The organism is Undibacterium sp. GW821-FHT11H02, assembly GCF_058808015.1.
The window spans coordinates 77,637-99,389 of record NZ_JBXARG010000016.1 but is presented as its reverse complement, the minus strand read 5'-3'; the positions used below and the strand labels follow the sequence as shown (position 1 = coordinate 99,389).

Below are 21,753 nucleotides of genomic sequence, written 5' to 3'. Positions count from 1 at the left end.
CATCTTAAGCGATCAGCGTGTGCAGATGACTCTGCGTGCCTCTGCTTGGTGTAGGTAGGTGCGTCCGGGATCGGGCGCTTTGTAGCAACGATCGCCTATCTTGGTGATTTGTGTACCATCAGGCGCTTTGAAAGTCTCTACTTGCGGGTCACGTGGCACGCCCGCCTTTTCGATTTTATGCGCTAGCTCTTCCCATTTATCCTTGTAGGGATGGTTTTGTTTTTCCCAATATTCACGCGCAATTTGATTCGGCGGTTTAGCCGCTTCTTCTTTCTGTTTTTCAAAACGCAATTCTCTTTCTAATTGCTGGGTCAATTGTTTAATATTGCGATCCAGTGGAGGTGTGCCAGACGTGGCGGTCTCAGGTGTAATAGGTTCGGGTGTAACAGGTATTGCATTGATCGTAGGCGCATTGCTTGTCATGCTTATTGCACTTGTTTTTGAAGGTACTGATGCGGTTTTAGGGTTTTGAGACGACTTGGGTGTCGTGCGGTTCTGCATCACGGGTGGGAGCACTGGTTTAGTCGCGCTGAGGAAAATTAGATGCGTGCTATTTTGTCTGTTGTTGCGAATGCTTTGTACGGGCATGTCCAGCACCAGAAGCACGCATAAATGCAGCAGCAGGATAGTGATGAAAAGTGCAGGGTTGCGCTGTTGTGCTGGGCTGTACATGAATAGTTGATTAAAAGATTAATCTAACAGACTAAGCTCACTTTTACTGACCGCCTAGGTGTGATTCCAGTAGATTGAACAACGCGCTATGGGGTACTAAATCACAGTACCAACTAAAGAAAAGTCTTGCGGCTCGCTTGAGTCCGTTTACACTGTGCGTTTTCATCATGCCCGCCTACCGGTTGCTTGACACTTATGAAATGGTTACTTGCTTTCGCCGCAGCGCTGACGGTCTTTATTCTGTCCATGTTGGCCTATGTTTTTTTGGTATTGGCACCTGGTCTGCCCGAATTGACCGCAGTGACCGATTACAAACCCAAAATTCCCTTGCGTATTTATACTGCTGACAACACTTTGATTGGTGAATTCGGTGAAGAACATCGCGACTTTGTTCCTATTGCGCAGATTCCCGATGTGATGAAGCGCGCCTTGTTATCGATAGAAGATGCACGTTTTTACGAACATCATGGTGTCGATTACATAGGTATGACGCGTGCGGTCGTGTCGACGGCGACCGGTGACCCCCAAGGTGGTGGCACGATTACCATGCAGGTTGCGCGTAATTTCTTTTTGACGCGCGAAAAAACGATTACCCGAAAACTGCGCGAAATTATGTTGGCGCGACGTATAGAAGATGCCTTGACTAAGGATCAGATTCTAGAGCTATATATGAATCAGATTTATCTTGGACAACGTACGCATGGTTTTTCCAGTGCAGCTCGTACTTACTTCAATAAATCGCTAAAGGATATCTCGATTGCCGAAGCCGCTATGCTGGCAGGGATACCGAAAAATCCTGCGCGTCACAATCCCGCTGTGAATTTTGAGCGTGCCAAGCAAAGGCAAGGGCTGGTGTTGCACAGTATGTTAAGGCACGGTGACATTTCCCAAGCTCAATATGAAACGGCGGTAAAGGAACGTCTACATGTGACTAAAGTTCCGCAGTTCGAATCGCATGCCGCTTTCGTGGCTGAAATGGTGCGTCAGAATATCTATGCCCAGTTTAAGGAAGAGACCTACACCATGGGTCTGAAAGTTATTACGACGATAGACAGAGATGAACAAGATGCTGCGTATGAATCTTTGCGCCGTAATGTTTTAACTTATGATCAGCGTCATGGTTATCGCGGACCCGAGGCATTCATTGAATTGCCAACACGCGAAGACTTGCGTGATGATGCTATTGATGAATTTTTGCAAAAATATCCGTCTAGTGAAGGCTTAGTATCTGCCGTGGTGACCTCAGTTTCTCCTAAACTGATTAAGGCGGATTTGGCGACAGGCGAGTCGGTCGAAATCACGGGAGAAGGCCTGCGCCTGGCAACAGCGGCATTGCAGGCAAAAGCGAATCGCGATTTGAAAATCCGAGTCGGTGCTTTGATACGAGTCATGCAAGACAACAAAGGACGTTGGTCGATTACGCAGGCCCCGGAAGTTGATGCTGCTTATGTTTCGTTAAACGCGAATGACGGTGCGTATCGCGCCCTGGTGGGAGGCTTTGATTTCAATCGTAAGAAATTTAATCATGTCACCAGCGGTTGGCGTCAGCCTGGTTCGGCGATCAAGCCTTTCATTTACTCAGCTGCGATAGAAAAAGGTTTTTCTCCTGATACTCTGATCAACGATGTGCCCTTGTCGCAAACCACAGAAGAAGAGCTTAAATGGGATCCACGCAATGATGATGGTAAATATGATGGGCCAGTTGAGCTACAACGCGCATTAGCACAATCTAAAAATGTGGTGGCGGTGCGCGTCTTAAAAGCGGTCGGTGCCGGTTATGGTCGCGATTATTTGATGCGCTTTGGTTTTGATCAGAACAAGCATCCAATTAATTTAACTTTGGCCTTAGGTACTGGATCCGTCACACCTTTGCAAATGGCGGGCGCCTATGCGGTATTTGCGAATGGGGGTTATCAGGTCAAACCGTGGTTGATCAATAAAGTGATTGATGCCAAAGGCACGGTATTATTTCAAGCGAATGTGCCAGCTTTGCCTACTGAAGATTTACGCGTGCTCGATAGTCGCAATGCCTTTGTGATCGATAGTATGATGCGCGAAGTGGTGCGCTCTGGTACCGGCGCATCTGCTAGTCAGAAATTAGGGCGACGTGACCTGGCGGGCAAGACGGGGACGACCAGTGACGCTATCGATGGCTGGTTCGCGGGTTATGCAGGAAATATTGTGGCGGTCTCGTGGATGGGATTTGATGAACCAAAATCTTTAGGTGGCAGAGAATTTGGTGCGACGGTAGCCTTGCCTATCTGGATTGATGCCATGCGTCATGCCTTAAATGGTAAGCCAGAGTTCGTCCGTGCCGTGCCCGAGAATCTTGTGAATGTTAACGGTAAATGGATGTATGCTGAGTATGAAAATGGCAGCGGTGTAAAGACCTTAGACATTGCCGAACCCTTGACGACCCTGCCACCGGAACAATAGATTTTATCAATTTTAGTTAAAAAAAAAGCCCGCAGCAATTGCGGGCAAAATCCACACCCTTGGAGGAGTAGTCAGATGAGTTCACAGCATAACCATGCATTGTGACCAGATCATGACGATGTACTGCTCGAAGCAATTTCTTCAGGGTTTTGTGAATTTAATGAAAGACGTAAGCCTGAGCCGCAGAGATGTAGCGCGCCGAGAAAGGCAAAAATCAAGTTTTATCTCTGCGTTCTCCGCGCCTCTGCGGCAAAGTTTTGTTCTCTTTTAGGGTAGTTCAACGATTTAGCTGATGTAGCGTATATTTTGTGTTGAATCCTAATTCAATTGCTCAGCCCGCTATTTCTATTGCCCAGACTGATTAGTCGTAGTAGTTGGTGGTGTCACATTTTCCGCTTCATCTGGTTTTTTAACATCATCCAGATAGCGTTCTACCAAATCAAAAAAACGGCCATATAACTTAGCATCAGCAATCGTTTCGCTCGCGACTTTTACCATAGAGTCATTGCTGGCGCCGAAGGGTAGCGAGATCGACCCTATCCCGCCGACACCCAGGCTGGCACTGGAGCTGTTTTTCTTTAGCGAATAGCGGTCACGCACTGCATTGATAAAAATCGTGGTGCTGTTACTGCCCTTGCTATTCGCCGCACATACAACATTGAATTCAATCTCGACATGGGTTTCGTCATCAGATTGGAATTTTCTACGGCCTTTGACATTATTGTCGTTGGCATCGCTGATGATATACCCCTGACTTAATAAAGCGCGTCTGGACGCCTCACAGCCTTCCTTATCACTACTGGGAAAGCTATAAGTGAACATGTCAGCCATACCAAATTCATCTTTGTGCATGATGGCAGTTTTGCCCGAGCTGCCAGTGCTGGTGCAGGCGCCTAACAAGCTACTAAGTAACAGCACGGAGCCAGCAATCAGGCAAGAGTTTGATTTGCTTGAGAAAGTCATAAAATGTATTTTCTAGAAATCCTTGTTGAGATTTTATTGATCGATTTTACACTGACAGATTTTTGTTACGCTGACTTAGGCCACGCTCACGTAAACGTGTTGCGGCTTCACGTATCATCATTTCAGTGCTGGCCCAATCTACGCAAGCATCGGTCACTGAACAGCCATAGATTAATTGCGATAAATCTTCAGGAATTTTTTGATTACCCGCGACGATATTAGATTCAATCATGAGTCCGACCAAAGCCTGATTGCCATTGACAACTTGATTGATCACATCCGCCATAACGAGTGGCTGTAATTCTGGTTTCTTGTAACTATTCGCGTGCGAACAATCGACAATAATATTGGCAGCTAGCTTTGCTTTTTTCAAGGCTTGTTCCGCCATTGCCACCGAGACTGTATCGTAATTCGGACGACCATCACCACCACGCAAAACGACGTGTCCATATTGGTTACCGCGCGTGCGCACTACCGATACTTTACCTTGACCATTTAAACCGAGGAAAGAATGCGGATGCGAGGCTGATAAAATCGCATTGATGGCGATACTGATATCGCCATCTGTACCGTTCTTAAATCCTACAGGTGTGGATAAACCGGACGACATTTCTCTATGGGTTTGTGATTCTGTCGTGCGCGCACCGATGGCAGTCCAGGCAATCAAATCACCCAAGTATTGTGGTGAAATTGGATCTAGTGCTTCCGTCGCGGTTGGTAAGCCGAGCTCGCAGATGTCAAGTAAAAATTGGCGGGCTTTTTCCATGCCAAGATCAACCTGGAAAGAATCATCCATCAAAGGATCATTGATATAGCCCTTCCACCCTGTCGTGGTGCGTGGCTTTTCAAAATACACGCGCATGACCAGTAGCATGCTGTCTTTTACCTCTTCTTGTAAGGCTTTCAAACGACGTGCGTAATCGAGTCCTGCAATTGGATCATGAATAGAGCAAGGACCTACGACAACAATTAATCGATCATCTTTACGATCCAAAATATTTTTCAGCGCCTCACGTCCGGCATCAACTATCGCCGCTGCATGTTCGGATAAAGGCAATTTTGCATGTAATTCTTCCGGCGTTGGCATAGGTGCAAACGAGGTGACATTAATATTTTCTAGATCTTGGCTATTCATAGGTGGCTGGAGTAAACGATAAGGGCAGATGATATTGAGGTAGCTATTATAGGACAGGCTGAGGTTGAAGTTTGTGCACTAAGCCATTGTTAAGATGCTGAAATCACCACAATCTATGCTTGCCTGACACTTGATGTGGGAATTAAGGGCTTTTTTAGCGTCTATTCCTTTGATCAGCTAGCCAACATTTTTCTTACACTAGTTGCAACTCGATTTATTGAAAAAAGAGATTTGGAAATCTAGAGGTGCTTCTATGCAATCAACGTCAACTTCTCAACAGAATGGGCACTATATCGAACCAAAACGCCTGCATGGCGTGCCTGGTAATGTTTATGTGTTGCGTAACACTGGTTTGAAGGAGGGACTGCTACAGATAGGCTTGAGTCGGCGCTCAGGCTGGGCTAAGGCTTTGGAGTTAAATCGCGACAAGAGCAATACCATACCAGGTAGTTTCGAATGTGTATTTGAAGTACGGGCGCAAGATGGTGGCGGCGCTTTAGATGCGATTTTTCAGACCATTCATAGTTTGCGTCGTGGTCGGCGCGATCAAGATTTTTTTGAGATTGATGTGCTGCATGCGCAGGCCATCATTGCCAAATGCGTGCGTGAAGCGGATTTGAAATTTCAAGCCCGCTATCGTCATGAATCCGCCTTACGCGAGTATTTGGCAAAAGAAAAAGCTGAGGCCGAGCCTGAAGCTAGTCGTGCACCGGTAGTGCGCGAAGGCATTTTCAAAAAAGCGATATCCTGGATGTCAAATTGAATCCCCAATTCCCATTCTGCTTTGCCAAACTTAGGCCATAGCCTGCTTGGCAAAGCGATCAATAGAGCGCAGCTAACTTTACTTATGTTTGCATGCCAACCAAGTACTAATTGCTGATAGAAATGTGAGTGACGTCGAGTTGCATTTCGCCTTTTCGTTTAACGCAAGTACCACTGTAATAGGCGCTTGGTTCTTGCTTCCAATTTGCTTTACTTCCTTCTGTCTTTCCTTTACACGCTGCATGTACTTCGTCAGGTATAACAATCTCTGGCGGTTCCGGTGGACTAGGTGGTAATGGCGGACTAGCTAACTCAGCCAACGTAGGTGGCGTCGGTGGTAATGGTGGCGGAGGCGGACTAGGCAAAGAAGGTAAGGCGGGTGGCGCAGGTGGTGCGGGCGGTGGCGGCTTAATACATGCCTTTTTTGTGGATTGATCATTACAAACGACAGTAATGACTTTGCCCGACTTATCATTGAATTCGATGTTAATTTTGTTTTGCGCCAATGTTAAGCCTGTTGCCCCCAAAGTGGCGAACAATAAAATAGCGACGATAGGTTTCATGATATCTCCTGGTGGATTGAGTTAAGCAAACATCAAGCTTTAGTGCTGTCAGATGTTTGCCCAGTGCCCATATGATGCAAATAAATTGTGAGTAAATTGTGGATAGATTTTGAAGAAAAACGATCTTGTCTCGTTTGTTTTATTCTTCGTTTTTATTCGGTACAAAAGTGACGATTGCGCCGACACGCTGGCAAGTTCCACGAATAACTCGATGCTCTTTGTTTAGGACCCACGTGAACTTGGTACCCACCGCCTGGTCGGCGCAGGTGTCATATACTTTTTGTGGAATCAGAATAGGCGGTGGTGGTGGGCAATTTTTCTCTCTGGAGTGGCAGGGATACTTGATGTCTTGATTGGCTGCACTTGCCTGAAAGCTTGCTAGTAGGGCTAAAGAAACGAGTAGGATTTTCATAGTGGTTCCATAGAGTTGAGTGAGTGTTGGTCCGACTATCCAACGCTATGATTTTGCAATTCAATTATGGAGGCATTATGTAGATTGAGCACTTAGGCAAAATTGCACTGGCTAGGTGCGTTGCCGAAGTCAGTACAATCGTAAGGCGAGGCGATTGCAACGACGCTAGCGTCTGTTTTGCGTAGGTCCTAAGATTATTCGTGATAATCGAAACGATAGCCCAGGCCATAAATAGAATGGATAGCCTGAATGTCTGGCAGAATTAACTCTAATTTTTTTCGTAAATTTTTGATGTGGCTATCAATTGCACGATCGGTGACATTGAAATTATCCTGGCTCAGATGGTCTAATAACTGTAGGCGTGAAAAGACTTGCCCAGGGTGGGCGATAAAAGTTTTTAGGATTAGATATTCGCTACGCGTCAGATCTAATATTTTGCCTTTCAGAGTGATGGTCTGTGCTAACTCATCCACGCTAAAGCTAGCTGTGTGACCTGGATTTGAGGCCGTATCTTTGGGTTCGCTACGTCTTAATATGGCTTTGATACGCGCCATCAACTCACGTGGACTAAAGGGTTTGCATAAGTAGTCATCGGCACCGGCTTCAAGACCCAGCAGACGATCAACCTCTTCCACTTTCGCGGTCAGCATGAGAATGGGTACTTGAGAAAAGCGGCGGACTTCCTGACAAAGGCTGAGCCCATCTAATCCCGGCAGCATTAAGTCGAGTACGATGAAATCGGGCACTTGTGCTTTGATTTGCAACAAGGCAGCCTGACCATCAGCAATGACATGTGCATGATATCCGGCGTGACGAGCGTAATCGGCGATCAGCGCAGATAAATCACTTTCATCTTCGACGATCAGTATGTGTTTGCTAGCAGTGGGCATCATGACCTAGTGAGCATTAAGTTTGAGCTAAATGAATTGTCACGCATAGGCCACCCAGATCGGCGTGTGAGAAATGGATGCTTCCACCATGGGCTTCTATGATGCGGCGGCACAGTGCCAGTCCTAGGCCAGAGCCACCGTGTTGGCGATTGCGGGAACTTTCAGTGCGGAAGAAACGCTCACTCAAATTCTTTAATGCAGGCTCAGGTACACCAGGTGCGCTGTCCTCAAGCGCGATTACAAGCTCTGATTTTGAACCTGCTGATTCTTGTGCAATAGTGAGACGGATTTGGCCGCCCGATGCAGTGTAGCGCACGCTGTTTTCGAGTAAGTTAATGAATACTTGGCGCAAGCGTTCGGGGTCAGCCATGATGTAAATTTTGTCGTGGTCTTGGTTTCGGTAAGCCGTCTCCAAAGTTAGCTGCGCTCGCACTAATTTTTCTGAGAAGCTATCAAGCACTTCATCAATTAAATCATTTAGGCAAAGTCTTTGAATTTGAAAAACCTGTTCGCCAATATCAGCTCGCGCTAAAGCATATAAGTCATCAATTAATTTGTTGAGCGATATGACCTGACGTAACAAAAGCGCGATATTCTCGGGACTAGCGGTTCTGACGCCATCTTGTATCGCTTCAATTTGCGCGCGCAGCACGGATACTGGTGTGCGCAACTCATGTGAGGTATCAGCCACCCATTGCTTGCGACTGATTTCCGCTTGTTCTAGCTTTTCGGCTAAGGCATTGAAACTATCGGATAATTCCCCCAATTCGTCACTGCGAGTAATGTTAAGTCGTGTGCTGTAACGGCCTTCAGACAGCTGTTTTGCGCCTTGGGCTAAATGTCGGATTGGCCGGCGAAAATGTACGGCCAACAAGCTCGCTGCAACAGCACTTAACAATACACTGAGTATGCCTATCATCGCGATGGTGCGACCATAACTTTGTAAGAATTCGCTCGCGAATTGATCTGGCTGCGTGGTGGTTTTCTTCACCAATAAATACCCAATTTGCTCGCCATCAAGATACAGGTAACGGAAATTTTTTCCAAGAGGATTATCAGGCAGCCCGGCTAGATAGCGCGAATCTCGGTCAAGTAAAGTTATTCGCAGATAGAGATCACCTTTTTCAATCCCTGCAGTTTTACTCGCTTCCTTACTTTGCTTGCTGGCTATGGATGAAGCTGCTGGTTCTTGCGCACCCATAGGTGTAGGCAATGGTGGTAGTGGTGGGGGCGCGGGCGGTTCTGGAGGACTTGGCGTTGCTGGGGGGGCAGGTGGTTCTGGCGGCGCTACTGTTTTGTTTGTTGTGCCGTGAGTGCTGTTACTGTTTGAGGTTGTTGATGCCGTTGCAGGCGCCAGCTGAAGATCTGGCAGAGGTGCCGTTCTATAGGGTGGAGGTGGTGGTAAACGGGGTAGTTTAGCCGCCTTTACGTCCTCCGCTTTTGCTGTCGCGATTGTATTGGATGTTGAATGAGTAGCTGACGCTCTAAGTTGCGCTTTACGTTCGCGTTTTTCGTGTATACGTGTCAGTTCTTTACCAAACCAGAGACGTTGTTCTTCAGGCGTATTCGGTAAAAAAGACCAATCTCGATTAACCCTATATTGAGCACTCAATTCATTCGATACTTCATGTAAGCGATCGAGATCGATGTTGGCAGCGTAGTCAGAGAAGTTGGATATAACCTTTTCGCTCATGACGAGCAGGCTGACTAATGCAACGCTCAAAATGGAGAGTAACACTGCAAAAAACAGACGTATGCCGATGGAGAATTTCACGGTCAAGTGGACGAGATCTTAGCGAAAAAATAGTGGAATGAAGCCTTGCGTCGAGTGTAGTGTGACTCAGCAAGAATGCCAAGCTTTTAGAGAGATTCAACACATAAAAGATGTTTTTATGGGAGATCGCAAATTCTTTTTTACTTTGATTCATTATCTCCATCATTTCTCCACAATTGAAGATAGTTACTTCGATTGACTAGCTAGGATTGCTCAATTGTCGAGCTTTGCATTCGTCGTATGCTATGGCATTGCTGGCTTTTCACCTTGCAATGTCTCGCGCCGCCATGCATCGTTTTTCATTTAGTGAATTTCACCCAATCTGTGGTTTTTGAGATCGTTCGCTAAGCCTGAGGTGAAATCAACTTAAGTACTACTCATAAACGGGCATGATGAGTGCCGATATGGCCAACTCAAGAAGTGCAGAACACCAAGCGAGGTGTTTAAACTGGCAGGGGGCGGAAACGATAATGCTCTTGCGTGAATAAATCAATTCCACATTGCAGGTTTTCTATCCAGTCTAAAAACGCAGGAATTGCTTCGCCTGTCATGTAGCGGCCATGTTGCGGGACTAACATAGCGACATCCATCTGACGCACCATATTCACCCAAAATCGACAGACTTTATTCGACACCATATAGCGTCGATGAAAGCCGCTCATGGTATGGAGCTGATCATAGAATTCGGCTTTGCTGGTGATAGGCTTATGTATACTTTCCGCTTCCACCAAGGATGCACCCATGTCGCCCGAAAACAGAATTTTTGAGGTGCTGTCATAAAATTGAAAATTACCCTCGGCATGCAAGAAATGGGCAGGAACCGCGTACAAGGTCGACGCTATCATAGGTACTGGCATACCTTCATCGGGAATGCCGATAATGCGGCCATCAGCACGATTTAAATTACAAAAATGCGGTACAAAGCGTGCCCATAATTGTGAAACATAAAGATGACATTCGGTGCTATATAGCCATTTGTCTAGCGCACCGATTATGTCCGGATCTTGATGTGAGGCGAACAGAAATGCCAAATTCTTTTTGGGCAAATACTTTTGCATCGCCAAGGTGAGCGCGTTGTAGGTGATGTTGCCGGATGGGTCAATCAAGGCACCTTGACCGCCGGAGACGATCAAAAATTGGTTGGCTTGCACCGCATCTTCAGTGGAACCGGTGACCAGGTCATTGAACATGATGCAGCTATGTTTGCCATTGTTGAAAAGTTCAATCGCCACATCGACTCCTGTTATTGGGCACTAAGTTGGGATATTAGAAAACCATTTTAGTTGAAGCAATAAATCGAAATTTGATGTGGATTAAGTTTTTGCTGCAAATGCATAAAGAAGCTGCGGGCACCAAGCCAGAAGTACAAAACACAATGAGGATAAAAAAAGCCCCGATCTGGTCGGGGCTCTCAACTGTATGTCGTAGGGACTAATATCCCAAAGCTCGACCATCAGGATTGCGTGGATCGGCAAAAGCTTCAAAGCCTTCTTCGCCTATCTTGATAGTTTGTGTTCTGCCCATAGAACGTCCTATAGAAAACTTGTGTCCTTTTTGTTTCAGAAGTTCCAATGTATCGAGGTTGAAGCCGCGTTCCAGACGTGTGACATCAGGTTCCCATTGATGGTGTATGCGCGGCGCAATAGTCGCTTCTGCAGCGTTTAATTGGTGATCAATGACATTTAAAATGATTTGCAAGGTGGTAGTAATAATGCGGCTGCCACCCGGGCTTCCCGTGACCAAAAATGGTTTGCCGTCTTTTAATACCATGGTTGGCGTCATAGAGCTGAGTGGGCGTTTTTTTGCTGCGACAGCATTTGCTTCGCCGCCAATCAGGCCAAAGGCATTCGGTACGCCCGCCTTGACCGAGAAATCATCCATTTCATTGTTGAGCGTAATGCCGGTTCCGGTGGCAACGATGCCACTACCGAATAAAAGATTGAGTGTGTAAGTGGTTGCTACAACATTACCGAATTTGTCTGCCACTGAATAATGTGTGGTTTGATCACTTTCGTAGGGCAGAGGTTTGCCAGGTTTGATTTGAAGTGAGGGCGTGGCGCGGGTCTGATCAATTTTTTTGACCAATTCATCCGCGTATTTTTTGGAAGTTAAACCATTGAGCGGTACTTTAACAAATTCGGGATCGCCCAAATATTCTGCTCTATCGGCATACGCCAGTTTCATGACTTCTGTCATGGTGTGGATATTCTGCGCGCTGTTTAAGCCTTGTTGCCCTATGGGGAAATGTTCCAGCATGTTCAACATCTGAATGATGTGCACGCCGCCAGAGCTCGGTGGCGGCATAGATACGACTTGATAGCCACGATAATTCCCTTTCACCGCTTCCCGTTCAACAGCTTTGTAATTCTTCATGTCCTCTGCATTGATCATGCCGCCATGATTTTTCATTTCGGCGACAATCTTTTGCGCGATAACACCTTCGTAGAAAGCTTTTGGACCTTGTTGTGCAATCAAGCGCAGCGAATTGGCGAGATCTTTTTGGACTAATTGTTCACCTGCCCGCAAAGGCCTGTCGCCATTGAAAAAGATGGCGCGACTGGAAGGCCATCTGCCGAGTTGGTTGCGGCTGGCTTCCAACAATTGGGCTAAATAGGGCGTGACTTCAAAACCTTGTTCTGCCAGCTTAATTGAGGGGGCGATCAATTCTTTTAAAGACATGCTGCCATACTTGCGCAGAGCCAGATCCAAGCCAGCAACTGTGCCCGGCACACCGACCGCTAAATGGGTAGACGTGGAGCTGCCAGGAATAATTTTGCCATTGGAGTCTAAAAACATATCGCGATGGGCGAGCGCAGGTGCGAGTTCGCGAAAATCGAGAGCGATGTCTTTGCCACTCTTGGCATCATGAATTAACATAAAGCCACCGCCACCAATATTCCCTGCATGTGGCAAGACGACAGCCAGTGCGAAGCCGACTGCAACAGCGGCATCTACCGCATTGCCACCGCGTTTTAACACGTCCAAGCCAACCTGACTGGCCAATCCTTGTTCACTCGATACCATGCCATGTTTAGCACGTACCGGGCTGAGGATGTCGTAACTGGTGTCATATTGAATTTGCGCGCCTGTGCCTTGGGCATAGCTGGTGCTTGCGATCAAGCCGAATTGAGAAACGGCGAAGCTCGCGGCGATGATAGAAAAACCTATTCTTTTTAATGAGGACACTGTGCGTTTCCTTGAGTAATGCATAACCGGGCAACAACGCAAAGTGCTGCGTTTTACCGAGCTTGTGTTGTAGAAAAACTTGATTGTCGCTAACTATCGGAGATAAGTCGAGATTTGATTCCTGAATTCGTCTCGCCATAAAAATATGAGAAGTAAATTCACTATGAATTTGGATTGATTTGTATCTATCTAGAGACGAAAAAAAAGCCACCTGCGAGGGTGGCTTTCAATTTAAAAGAAAAAATCTTTTAAATTATTTTGTTTCAGCTTCTGCAGAAGTTGCGCCAGCTGGTTTGACAGCGATAGCAACAGTTGCGTCATCACCGTGTACTACGGCAGAAACGCCTTTTGGCAATTTCAATGCAGATACGTGTACGGATTGACCTGCTTCAACTGTAGACAAATCAACTTCGATGAATTCTGGCAAATCTGCTGGCAAGCATTCTACGTCCAATTCAACTGCAACGTGGCTGATCACTGCTGCAGACAACTTCACTGCTGGAGAGATGTCAGCGTTGATGAAGTGCAAAGGCACTTTAACGTGAATTTTCTTGTTAGCATCAACGCGTTGGAAATCAGCGTGCAATACTAATTGTTTAAACGCGTGCATCTGGAAGTCACGCAACAATACTTTTTCTACTTTACCATCAACATCCATGTCGAGAATGGAAGAGTGGAATACTTCTTTTTTCAATGCATGAAACAATGCATTGTGATCCAAAGAGATATTCACTGCTGGCTCTGTACCACCGTAGATGATACCTGGTGTTTGACCAGCATTACGCAGGCGGCGGCTCGCTCCGGTGCCCTGTACATTACGTGCAAATGCGACTACTTTCATTTTAATACTCCAAAATAAGCAAACTTATGCGCAGTTTGAACTGCGCTCATTTTGCGTTGACTCTCCCGCGACCAGGAGAGCGAAAAAAGTTTTGATGTGATTTTGTACACCAAAACAGAAAAACCAAATTCTAAATCTTTATTCTGAGAACAAAGAAATGACTGACTCACCTTTAGTAATGCGGCGGAAAGTCTCAGCCAACAAACTATCGCAAGACAGCTGACGAATCTTAGGGCAAGCTTGTGCAGCGGCCGACAAAGGAATCGTATCGGTGACCACTAATTCATCGAGTGGTGAATTGTTGATGCGGTCAATTGCCGGGCCAGACAAGACAGCGTGCGTACAGTAAGCTAAAACTTTTTTCGCACCGCGTTCTTTTAATACTTCAGCTGCTTTAGTCAAAGTGCCAGCGGTATCTACCATGTCATCCATGATCACGCAGTTACGGCCATCGACTTCACCAATGATATTCATGACTTCGGACACATTAGCTTTTGGACGACGCTTATCGATAATCGCCAAATCGCAACCCAAACGTTTTGCCAAAGCACGGGCGCGAACCACACCGCCAACGTCAGGAGAAACTACTAATAAATCATCGTAATTCTTGGCAACCAAATCACCCAACAAGATCGGTGAGGCGTAGATATTGTCTACCGGAATGTCGAAAAAGCCTTGAATTTGATCGGCATGCAGATCCATAATCAAAACACGGCCAACACCGGCTTCTTCCAACATATTCGCTACCACTTTGGCAGAAATCGCAACCCGTGCAGAGCGTGGGCGGCGATCTTGACGCGCATAACCGAAATAAGGAATTGCTGCGGTGATACGACCGGCTGAAGCACGTTTTAAAGCATCGACCATCAACATGATTTCCATCAAGTTGTCATTGGTCGGCGCACAAGTTGATTGCAATACGAAAACGTCTTTACCGCGCACGTTTTCATTGATTTCAACCATCACCTCGCCATCAGAAAACTTGGAAACGTCAGCTTTACCGAGACGAATGCCGAGTTGCTTTGCAACGCCTGCGGCTAAAGCAGGATTGGCATTACCGGTAAAGACCATCATGTTGTCGAGAGCGTGTGCCATGAGATCACCTAAGGGAATAAAAAAGCCACTTCAAGAGAACAATACTCAGTATCACGCTTAGAATTCTTGTTGTAATGATTACTGAAAATACTGCCGTAAAAAACCGAAAAGCCGCCGCATCATTTTGTATGCGGCGGCTTGGGAATTAAATGGCAGGGGAAAAAGGATTCGAACCTTTGCATGCCGGAATCAAAATCCGGTGCCTTAACCAGCTTGGCGATTCCCCTACACAACTTTTTATCAATTGCTTACTTCGTTTCGCATTTTATTTGATAATCAGCGAAGCCGCTATTTTATCTCGAAATCCGCAATCAACCAAATTTTTATATTGCAGCCTATAAATTTATAGGGTGCTGTTGTAAGGCTTTAGCAATCCACGATGTCCAGTGATGCGGTACTTGCTGTAAAACATTTTTTGCCGCGTCTTCATTTTGAAAAGCACAAAAAACACAAGAACCCGATCCCGTCATCTTGGCATCACCCTGATTTACTTCATATTGCTTGAGCCAGTTAATGGCGTTTGCAATTTCAGGATGTAAAGCACAAGCAACAGCTTGCAAATCATTTTTCCATTCAACTTTCGCTGCATTGGAAAAGTCCGTTATTTTGACGGACTTCGTATCTCTTGTCAACTCTTTGGCGGAAAATATTGTAGGGGTTGGCACGTGCACACCGGGTTCTATGACAAGAAACCACTGCTCGGCAGTATTCACAGCTTGCATTTGCTCGCCTATGCCTTCCACGAAAGCATTTTGTCCAAAAATGAAAAAAGGGACATCTGCACCCAATTGCAAGCCTAGTTGCATGAGTTGTGCCTGATCCAGGCCACATTGCCACAAATGATTTAAGGCCATCAAGGTGCTTGCTGCATCGGACGATCCGCCGCCAACACCACCGCCCATAGGTAGGTTTTTGTGCAGGTAAATATCGGCGCCGAGTTGGCTATGACTATGTTGCTGCAGCAGACGCGCTGCACGTATGACTAAATCAGTTTGTTCAGGCACACCGTGGACTTGATTCATTCTTCGAATGACGCCATCGTCGCGTACATGAAAGTCCAAGCTGTCGCATCGGTCTATCAATTGAAATACACTTTGCAATAAGTGGTAGCCATCGGCACGCCGACCCGTGATGTGTAAAAACAAGTTCAGTTTGGCAGGGGCTGGGCAGGCTAGCCACTGACGATTGGTAGGTGTTGAAATGCTCATGCGATTTGTCAGATGATGGGACTTATTGAGACTTATTGGTTCAAATAGTCAAAACTTCATTGTGGCGGCAATTAAGAAACTTACATGATTATGATGCCGATTTTGACCAAGCCAAACTGCTCGGTCATTTTTTCCAAGTCTATGCGTTTAGGGCGAATTTGTCCTGCGTCTTCCTGCCATTTTACGAAGCGCAGTTGCCAGCCTTTTGATTGCAATTGAAAATCATCTTGGGCTGGGATAGCGACGGCCACTTTGTTAGCTTGTAAATCAAATCCTTGTAACCAAGTTCTTAAATCGTCAATAGGAATAGACCAACCTAAGTTGTCGATCAGTAGTTGTTCGATATCGGGAGCGTAACGGGTATCTTGTTTGGCTTGCTCCAGACTCGCCCCCATGGGCGTTTGGTGAATATTCGCGACAGTTTGACCCAGAAAAGAGCTCAGACTGATATGTAGCTCTGTCGGCGATTGTTGCCATTCATAATTAAGATTGACGCTTTGCTCTTGCTGATCTTGTTGATATCGTATCGAGAGGCGTCCATTCAATTGCAAATTTTCTTGCAGCTTGCGCGGCATTGCAGCTTGTTGTGGTGTCAGCGATTTTGTGCTGCTGCAAGCACTTAAGAGCGTGCAACAGGCTAGCAGCAATAGTCCACAGATCAAGTTGAAGTAGCGGCGTGTAGGGTGTGCGGGGGCAATATTCATTATTTGTTGGTTTTACGCGTGTTGATTAGTTTTTTGCCTAAAATCACGGCAAGATCAGGCCTAAGCGTTCTAAGGTTGATTTCAGTAAGGCATTGTTATTGTCTTTTTTTCTGGCTTCGCTAAATAATTGCATGGCCTCAGTTTTCTTGTCTTGCACCCATAGCACTTCTGCTAAATGCACAGCGACGTCAACATCCTGCCGTAGAGCGAAGGAGCTACGTAAAAATTGCTCGGCTTCTGCCATTTTATTGAGACGAAATTTAACCCAGCCCATACTATCCAAAATATAGGGATCGTTTGGATTGAGTTGATTAGCGGCTTCTATTAGTTGCTGAGCGCTTTGCAGTTCGATATTTCTATCGGCATAAGAATAGCCCAGCGCATTATAGGCAAGCGCATTATTGGGTACCATTTGAATTAATTGCTTGAGCGCGGCTTCCATTTCTGGATATTGTTTTTGCTGCTCTGCCAACATGGCAAAGTCATAGAGTAATTCTGTGCTGCCCGGGTACTCACCTAGTGCTAATTGCAGTACGACAAAGGCTTCTAGATGCTGTCCGGCGTCCCGCATGATTTGAGCTTCGGTCTGCAATAATTGAACTTTTTCAGCATCTTTTTCCGGTGTCACAGTTTGCAGGAATTTGCGTGCCTCGGCGTAGTTGCCATCGCTGGCAATTAGCATGGCGCGCCGCATTTGAATATTGAACCAAGCGGGGTTCCTGCCATCTCTTCGTTCTACTTTCGATAGCCATTGGTCAGCCGCTTTTTTGTCTTTGCGTTGCAAGGCAATTTGTGCCAGATTGACGTAGACGGGGCTGGCATCATCTTCTTCGGTAGTACGTTTTAAGAAGAGAAGAAAGTATTTTTCTGCTTCATCAAGCTGACCTGATTCCATCTCGATTGCCCCCAATGTGTAGAGACTTTGGGTCGTGGAATCACCCTTGCTTTCTTGTGCGTTCAGCAAATACAGAAACTCCTGCTTGGCCGCTGCTAATTGTTTATTTTCAATTAGCATGGTGGCGTAGGCAAGACGAACCTCTTTTGCTTGCGGTAGTCTTTGTAAATAAGTGGCAATCAGTTTTAATGCCTCCTGCGGTTCTGATGCCTGAGCCAAGCTTAATACCGCTAACTCTGAATCTGGGCGTAACTGTGTTGCTGCTGTTGCTTCAGCTAGGGCGCGGACACTATCTTTATTCCGGTAAGCGCCACGGGACAGCGCAATACGAGCGTCAAAGCTTGAGGCATAAGGACGCAATATTGCTTCCAGCGTGCTGAAGGCCTGCTTGTTGTCTTGCATACGTGCCAAGACTCGCTGCGCCTGATGGATCAGTGCTATCTGTTCAGTGAGATCGCTAGTGCGCAATTTTTCTGAGAATAATTTTTGTATCTCAGCGAAATTATTTTGTACCACCATCAGGCTGAGATAGTATTGTTCAGCTTCGCTTGAACCCGGTGCTAACTCACGCCACAAGCGTAAGGCTGCCATGGACTCATCCATCTGCTGCGCACCCATGGCAATTTCCATGGCACGTTTGGCCAGGCGTGGATCGCGGGTTTGCTGTGCAACTGAAAGAACTGTGACAAAAGCACTCTGCCATTCACCTCTTTGTACTGCTAATTCAGAAGTGGTTAGTTTGTACAGAATATCTTTGCTTAATTCTACATTTGGCAATTGCGTTTGATTGTCTGTCAGAGTCTTTGCTGGCGCGGGTTTGTTCTTGATAATCGTGGCTCCGGCTTGACGTGCTTGCACTGGAGCATGGGCTATCGCACCGTAAATAAGCGTAGCAATTAGTGATGGTAAAAGCAGGCTCTTGACGCGCCGCGACCCGGAAAGATGTCCTTTTATCTTGAATTGTGCGGGGTTTGTCTGTCTGGCGAGCTTTGCTGGCATAACTCTGGGTACAATAGTCATAGTGGGACTTTGAGCGAGAAACAAATTCTTCAATGCCATTCCTTCTGTGAAACTATCGTCAATATTTTATTGACGATAGCTGGTATGAGCGGGCTTACTAATTCTTGTGATTGGTGACACTAAGCTTTGATTTTACGCTGTATTCAAAGCGGGCTTATAGCAAATTGTATCAGCCAAAACTGGAATGGCAGGACTAACTAAGCACAGAACCCAAACATCTATTTGGCTTGCTAATACATTTTTTAAAGTACGAATTTGACGATTAAACGAGTGCCCCATGCCTGAACTACCCGAAGTTGAAGTGACACGATTAGGACTTGCTCCGCATATTGAAGGTTATGTCGTAACAGATCTGATTCTGCGGCGTGAAGGCTTGCGTTGGCCTTTTCCTTTACAGCTAAAAGACAAGATAGTGGGACAACGCTTGCAAAAAACGGGGCGCCGGGGCAAATACCTTTTGTTACATTTTGCATCCGGAACGGTGTTAATACATCTGGGCATGTCTGGCAATTTGCGCGTCATGCCTCTCGGAACGCCAGCGCAAAAACACGACCATGTTGATATCGTATTTGGCAATCAACTAATACGATTGACTGATCCACGGCGTTTTGGCGCTGTGCTATGGCATGACGTTGCCGAAGGTGCGATCGATGAACATCTTTTGTTACGTAATTTGGGCGTAGAGCCTTTGCAGGATGGTTTTGATGCGCAATTGCTATTTAAACAGACGCGTCAGCGTAGTGCTGCGATCAAACAAGTTTTACTGGCGGGCGATGTGGTGGTCGGTGTTGGTAATATTTATGCTTCCGAAAGTTTGTTTCAAGCTGGAATCAATCCCAAAACCTCGGCCAAGCGCATCAGCCTTAAACGTTATCAAGGCTTGGTGATAGCGATACGACAAATTTTGGCGGCGGCTATTGTACAGGGTGGCAGTACTTTAAAAGATTTTGTCGGTGCTGACGGCAAAACAGGCTATTTCCAGCAGTCGTATTTCGTTTATGATCGTGCTGGAGAGCATTGCCGTGTTTGTCAAGGAATAATTAGACACATTAAGCAGGGGCAACGTAGCAGCTTTTATTGTGTTAATTGTCAAAAATAAGCCAGAATGGCGTTTTGCCATAAGTCACTTAGGTATGGCTTTAATTCGATATGAATGAAAGCTAGGTCAAAAGCGTGACTATTCGGACTGTAATGTGGTGGCAATGCTGGCAGCAGCGGCAATAAATGTTGCAAGAAAAATATTGAGGATGATATGAGTAATTTGGTTCAGAATTTCCAGGAATACAGTGCTTGGCGTAAAGAAGTTGCGCATGCCATAGAGCAATATCGTGCTTGGATTGCTGGATCTGATTTTGCTGACAGTGCCCTTGATCAAAAAATAGCGCGCCTGAAAGAGCGCCTGGTCGATGATAAATTGACCATTGCTTTTGTCGCTGAATTCTCGCGCGGCAAATCCGAGCTTATCAATGCGATTTTTTTTGCTGACTATGGACAGAGGATATTGCCTTCATCAGCAGGCCGTACCACCATGTGTCCGACTGAGCTCATGTATGACGAAACTATTCCGCCTTGTATACGTTTGTTGCCGATAGAAACTCGTAGCGAAACTCTGAGTACGACTGAATACAAAGGTCATCATCATATCTGGACTGTGCTGCCGCTCGATCCGAAATCGGGTGATGGTATGTTGGAAGCTTTTAAGCAGGTAAGCTTGACCAAGAAAGTGACTAAAGAAGTCGCGAAGTCTTATGGTTTATACGATGAAGCCGATCCCGATGCCGCTTTAGAAGTTGATGAAGATGGTTTGGTTGAAATTTCACAATGGCGCCATGCGATTGTTAATTTCCCCCATCCATTATTGAAGCAAGGTTTGATTATCGTCGATACGCCGGGTTTGAATGCGATTGGTACTGAGCCGGAATTGACCTTGAATTTGATACCGAATGCTCATGCAGTCTTGTTTATCTTAGCCGCAGATACAGGGGTTACCAAGAGTGATATTGATGTCTGGCGCAATCATATTGGTGGCGGCCCGGGACGTATGGTGGTCTTGAATAAGATCGATAGTATGTGGGATGAATTGCGTACGGTAGAAGAAGTTGAATCGCAGATTCAACATCAAATTACGACGGTGGCACACAATCTGTCGACAGAAGAAAATCAGGTTTTCCCCATCTCAGCGCAAAAAGGATTGGTGGCGAAGATCAATAAAGACGCACCTTTATTGGCCAAGAGTCGTTTGCCAAAATTGGAATACGCTTTATCGAAAGAACTCATTCCGTCTAAGAAGAACATTATTCGATCTCAATTGAGTACGGACATACATGAGATCGCAGATGGTCAACAAGCCATCATTGTGGCGCGCGCACGTGGTGTCGACGAACAACTACATGAGCTCAAGAGCCTACGCGGTAAGAATCAAAATGTGGTGGAACACATGATGAAGCGTGTGACCATGGAAAAGCAGGAATTCGATGCTAGCTTGATTAAGATGCAGGGTACGCGTGCCGTGTTCACGCGCTTATCGACCGAGGTCTACACCACCTTAGGCATGGACATGTTGAAAGCTGAAATTGCGACCGCACGTGAAGCGATGGAAAAGAGCCGCTTCTCTTTAGGCTTGAAGGAAGCAATTAAAGATTTTTTTGAACAGATTAAGCTGAACTTGGCGGCTTCCAATCGTAAGACTGATGAGATATCAGAAATGATGTCCATCATGTACCGTAAATTCTCAACTGAACACGGTCTCGCGTTGACTTCACCCATGCCTTTTTCACTCGAAAAATACTTGCAAGAAGTAAGTACTATCGAACAGGTTTTTCTGCGCCAATTTAACACCATCACTTTGATGACGACATCGCAAAAAGTGTTGATGCAAAAGTTTTTTGATTCGATTTCTGCACGTGTTAAACAGAGTTTTTCACAGGCAAATCGTGACGTGGAAGCTTGGCAAAAAGTGGTGATGGCGCCGATAGAAGCACAGATCCGTGAACATAAAAATCAATTAAAAAATCGTATGCAGTCTATACAGCGCATCCATGTTGCCACTGATAGCCTGGAAGAGAAAATTGCCAGCTTCGAGAATCTGCATGCAGAAGTAGAAGTACAGAAAAAAACTTTAGAGGAACTTCGCAATAATATCAATAAAGCTTTGGCTTCTGAGATGAGTGCAGTTTAATTTATTAGACTTAAGAAAC

Annotated in this window: 18 protein-coding genes and 1 tRNA gene; 4 read left to right on the top strand and 15 right to left on the bottom strand. The window is 45.9% G+C overall.

The genetic code is table 11. The annotated features are described in order from the left end of the window. Positions 1-12: 12 nt before the first annotated feature. Positions 13-423, bottom strand: a complete 411-nt coding sequence (locus AC1RR2_RS15665) for a hypothetical protein (protein WP_493223204.1) — start codon at positions 421-423, stop codon at positions 13-15. A gap of 444 nt (positions 424-867) precedes the next feature. Here AC1RR2_RS15665 and AC1RR2_RS15660 point away from each other — a divergent pair, with 444 nt between their 5' ends. Continuing rightward, positions 868-3,108: a penicillin-binding protein 1A gene (locus AC1RR2_RS15660; RefSeq protein ID WP_493223203.1), complete on the top strand. Its 2,241-nt coding sequence runs from the start codon at positions 868-870 to the stop codon at positions 3,106-3,108. 345 nt (positions 3,109-3,453) lie between these two features. Here the strand turns inward: AC1RR2_RS15660 and AC1RR2_RS15655 are convergent, their stop codons facing one another. Both AC1RR2_RS15655 and AC1RR2_RS15650 read right to left on the bottom strand, forming a co-directional pair. Next, the gene (locus AC1RR2_RS15655) at positions 3,454-4,071 is read right to left on the bottom strand and encodes a DUF2242 domain-containing protein (protein ID WP_493223202.1); all 618 of its coding nucleotides are present in this window, start codon (positions 4,069-4,071) and stop codon (positions 3,454-3,456) included. A gap of 46 nt (positions 4,072-4,117) precedes the next feature. Continuing rightward, the gene (locus AC1RR2_RS15650; RefSeq protein WP_493223201.1) at positions 4,118-5,206 is read right to left on the bottom strand and encodes a 3-deoxy-7-phosphoheptulonate synthase; all 1,089 of its coding nucleotides are present in this window, start codon (positions 5,204-5,206) and stop codon (positions 4,118-4,120) included. A 253-nt stretch (positions 5,207-5,459) separates the two neighbouring features. Between AC1RR2_RS15650 and AC1RR2_RS15645 the strand changes: the two genes are divergently transcribed. Then, positions 5,460-5,969, top strand: a complete 510-nt coding sequence (locus AC1RR2_RS15645) for a hypothetical protein (RefSeq protein WP_493223200.1) — start codon at positions 5,460-5,462, stop codon at positions 5,967-5,969. 106 nt (positions 5,970-6,075) lie between these two features. Here AC1RR2_RS15645 and AC1RR2_RS15640 read toward each other — a convergent pair whose 3' ends face one another. The 12 genes from AC1RR2_RS15640 to AC1RR2_RS15585 all read right to left on the bottom strand — a co-directional run bounded on the left by AC1RR2_RS15640 (position 6,076) and on the right by AC1RR2_RS15585 (position 18,556). Continuing rightward, complete coding sequence (locus AC1RR2_RS15640) at positions 6,076-6,531, bottom strand: hypothetical protein (protein ID WP_493223199.1); 456 nt, start codon at positions 6,529-6,531, stop codon at positions 6,076-6,078. Positions 6,532-6,670: 139 nt separating this feature from the next. Further along, complete coding sequence (locus tag AC1RR2_RS15635) at positions 6,671-6,943, bottom strand: hypothetical protein (RefSeq protein ID WP_493223198.1); 273 nt, start codon at positions 6,941-6,943, stop codon at positions 6,671-6,673. 194 nt (positions 6,944-7,137) lie between these two features. Continuing rightward, positions 7,138-7,833 carry a response regulator gene (locus AC1RR2_RS15630; protein ID WP_493223197.1) on the bottom strand — a complete coding sequence of 232 codons (696 nt, stop codon included), beginning with the start codon at positions 7,831-7,833 and terminating at the stop codon, positions 7,138-7,140. A 16-nt stretch (positions 7,834-7,849) separates the two neighbouring features. Continuing rightward, positions 7,850-9,607 (bottom strand): ATP-binding protein, encoded by a 1,758-nt coding sequence (locus AC1RR2_RS15625; RefSeq protein ID WP_493223196.1) that lies wholly within the window; start codon positions 9,605-9,607, stop codon positions 7,850-7,852. Positions 9,608-10,050: 443 nt separating this feature from the next. Next, complete coding sequence (locus AC1RR2_RS15620) at positions 10,051-10,839, bottom strand: oxygen-binding di-iron domain-containing protein (RefSeq protein ID WP_493223195.1); 789 nt, start codon at positions 10,837-10,839, stop codon at positions 10,051-10,053. A gap of 199 nt (positions 10,840-11,038) precedes the next feature. Beyond that, positions 11,039-12,817, bottom strand: a complete 1,779-nt coding sequence (gene ggt / locus AC1RR2_RS15615; protein ID WP_493223194.1) for a gamma-glutamyltransferase — start codon at positions 12,815-12,817, stop codon at positions 11,039-11,041. A 229-nt stretch (positions 12,818-13,046) separates the two neighbouring features. After that, entirely contained in the window at positions 13,047-13,634 is a 588-nt protein-coding gene (locus AC1RR2_RS15610) for a 50S ribosomal protein L25/general stress protein Ctc (RefSeq protein WP_493223193.1), read from the bottom strand. A gap of 138 nt (positions 13,635-13,772) precedes the next feature. Continuing rightward, complete coding sequence (locus AC1RR2_RS15605) at positions 13,773-14,729, bottom strand: ribose-phosphate pyrophosphokinase (protein ID WP_314858166.1); 957 nt, start codon at positions 14,727-14,729, stop codon at positions 13,773-13,775. 150 nt (positions 14,730-14,879) lie between these two features. Further along, positions 14,880-14,956: transfer RNA gene (locus tag AC1RR2_RS15600), tRNA-Gln, on the bottom strand. Between the two features lie 108 nt (positions 14,957-15,064). Then, on the bottom strand, positions 15,065-15,937 hold the full coding sequence (ispE, locus tag AC1RR2_RS15595; RefSeq protein WP_493223192.1) for a 4-(cytidine 5'-diphospho)-2-C-methyl-D-erythritol kinase: 873 nt from the start codon (positions 15,935-15,937) through the stop codon (positions 15,065-15,067). A gap of 80 nt (positions 15,938-16,017) precedes the next feature. Beyond that, positions 16,018-16,641: a lipoprotein insertase outer membrane protein LolB gene (gene lolB, locus AC1RR2_RS15590; protein ID WP_493223191.1), complete on the bottom strand. Its 624-nt coding sequence runs from the start codon at positions 16,639-16,641 to the stop codon at positions 16,018-16,020. A 43-nt stretch (positions 16,642-16,684) separates the two neighbouring features. Next, complete coding sequence (locus tag AC1RR2_RS15585; RefSeq protein WP_493223190.1) at positions 16,685-18,556, bottom strand: tetratricopeptide repeat protein; 1,872 nt, start codon at positions 18,554-18,556, stop codon at positions 16,685-16,687. A 277-nt stretch (positions 18,557-18,833) separates the two neighbouring features. Between AC1RR2_RS15585 and mutM the strand changes: the two genes are divergently transcribed. Together mutM and AC1RR2_RS15575 are read left to right on the top strand one after the other, a co-directional pair. Beyond that, complete coding sequence (mutM, locus tag AC1RR2_RS15580) at positions 18,834-19,655, top strand: bifunctional DNA-formamidopyrimidine glycosylase/DNA-(apurinic or apyrimidinic site) lyase (protein ID WP_493223189.1); 822 nt, start codon at positions 18,834-18,836, stop codon at positions 19,653-19,655. A gap of 153 nt (positions 19,656-19,808) precedes the next feature. Further along, positions 19,809-21,734, top strand: a complete 1,926-nt coding sequence (locus AC1RR2_RS15575; protein ID WP_493223188.1) for a dynamin family protein — start codon at positions 19,809-19,811, stop codon at positions 21,732-21,734. Positions 21,735-21,753: the final 19 nt, after the last annotated feature.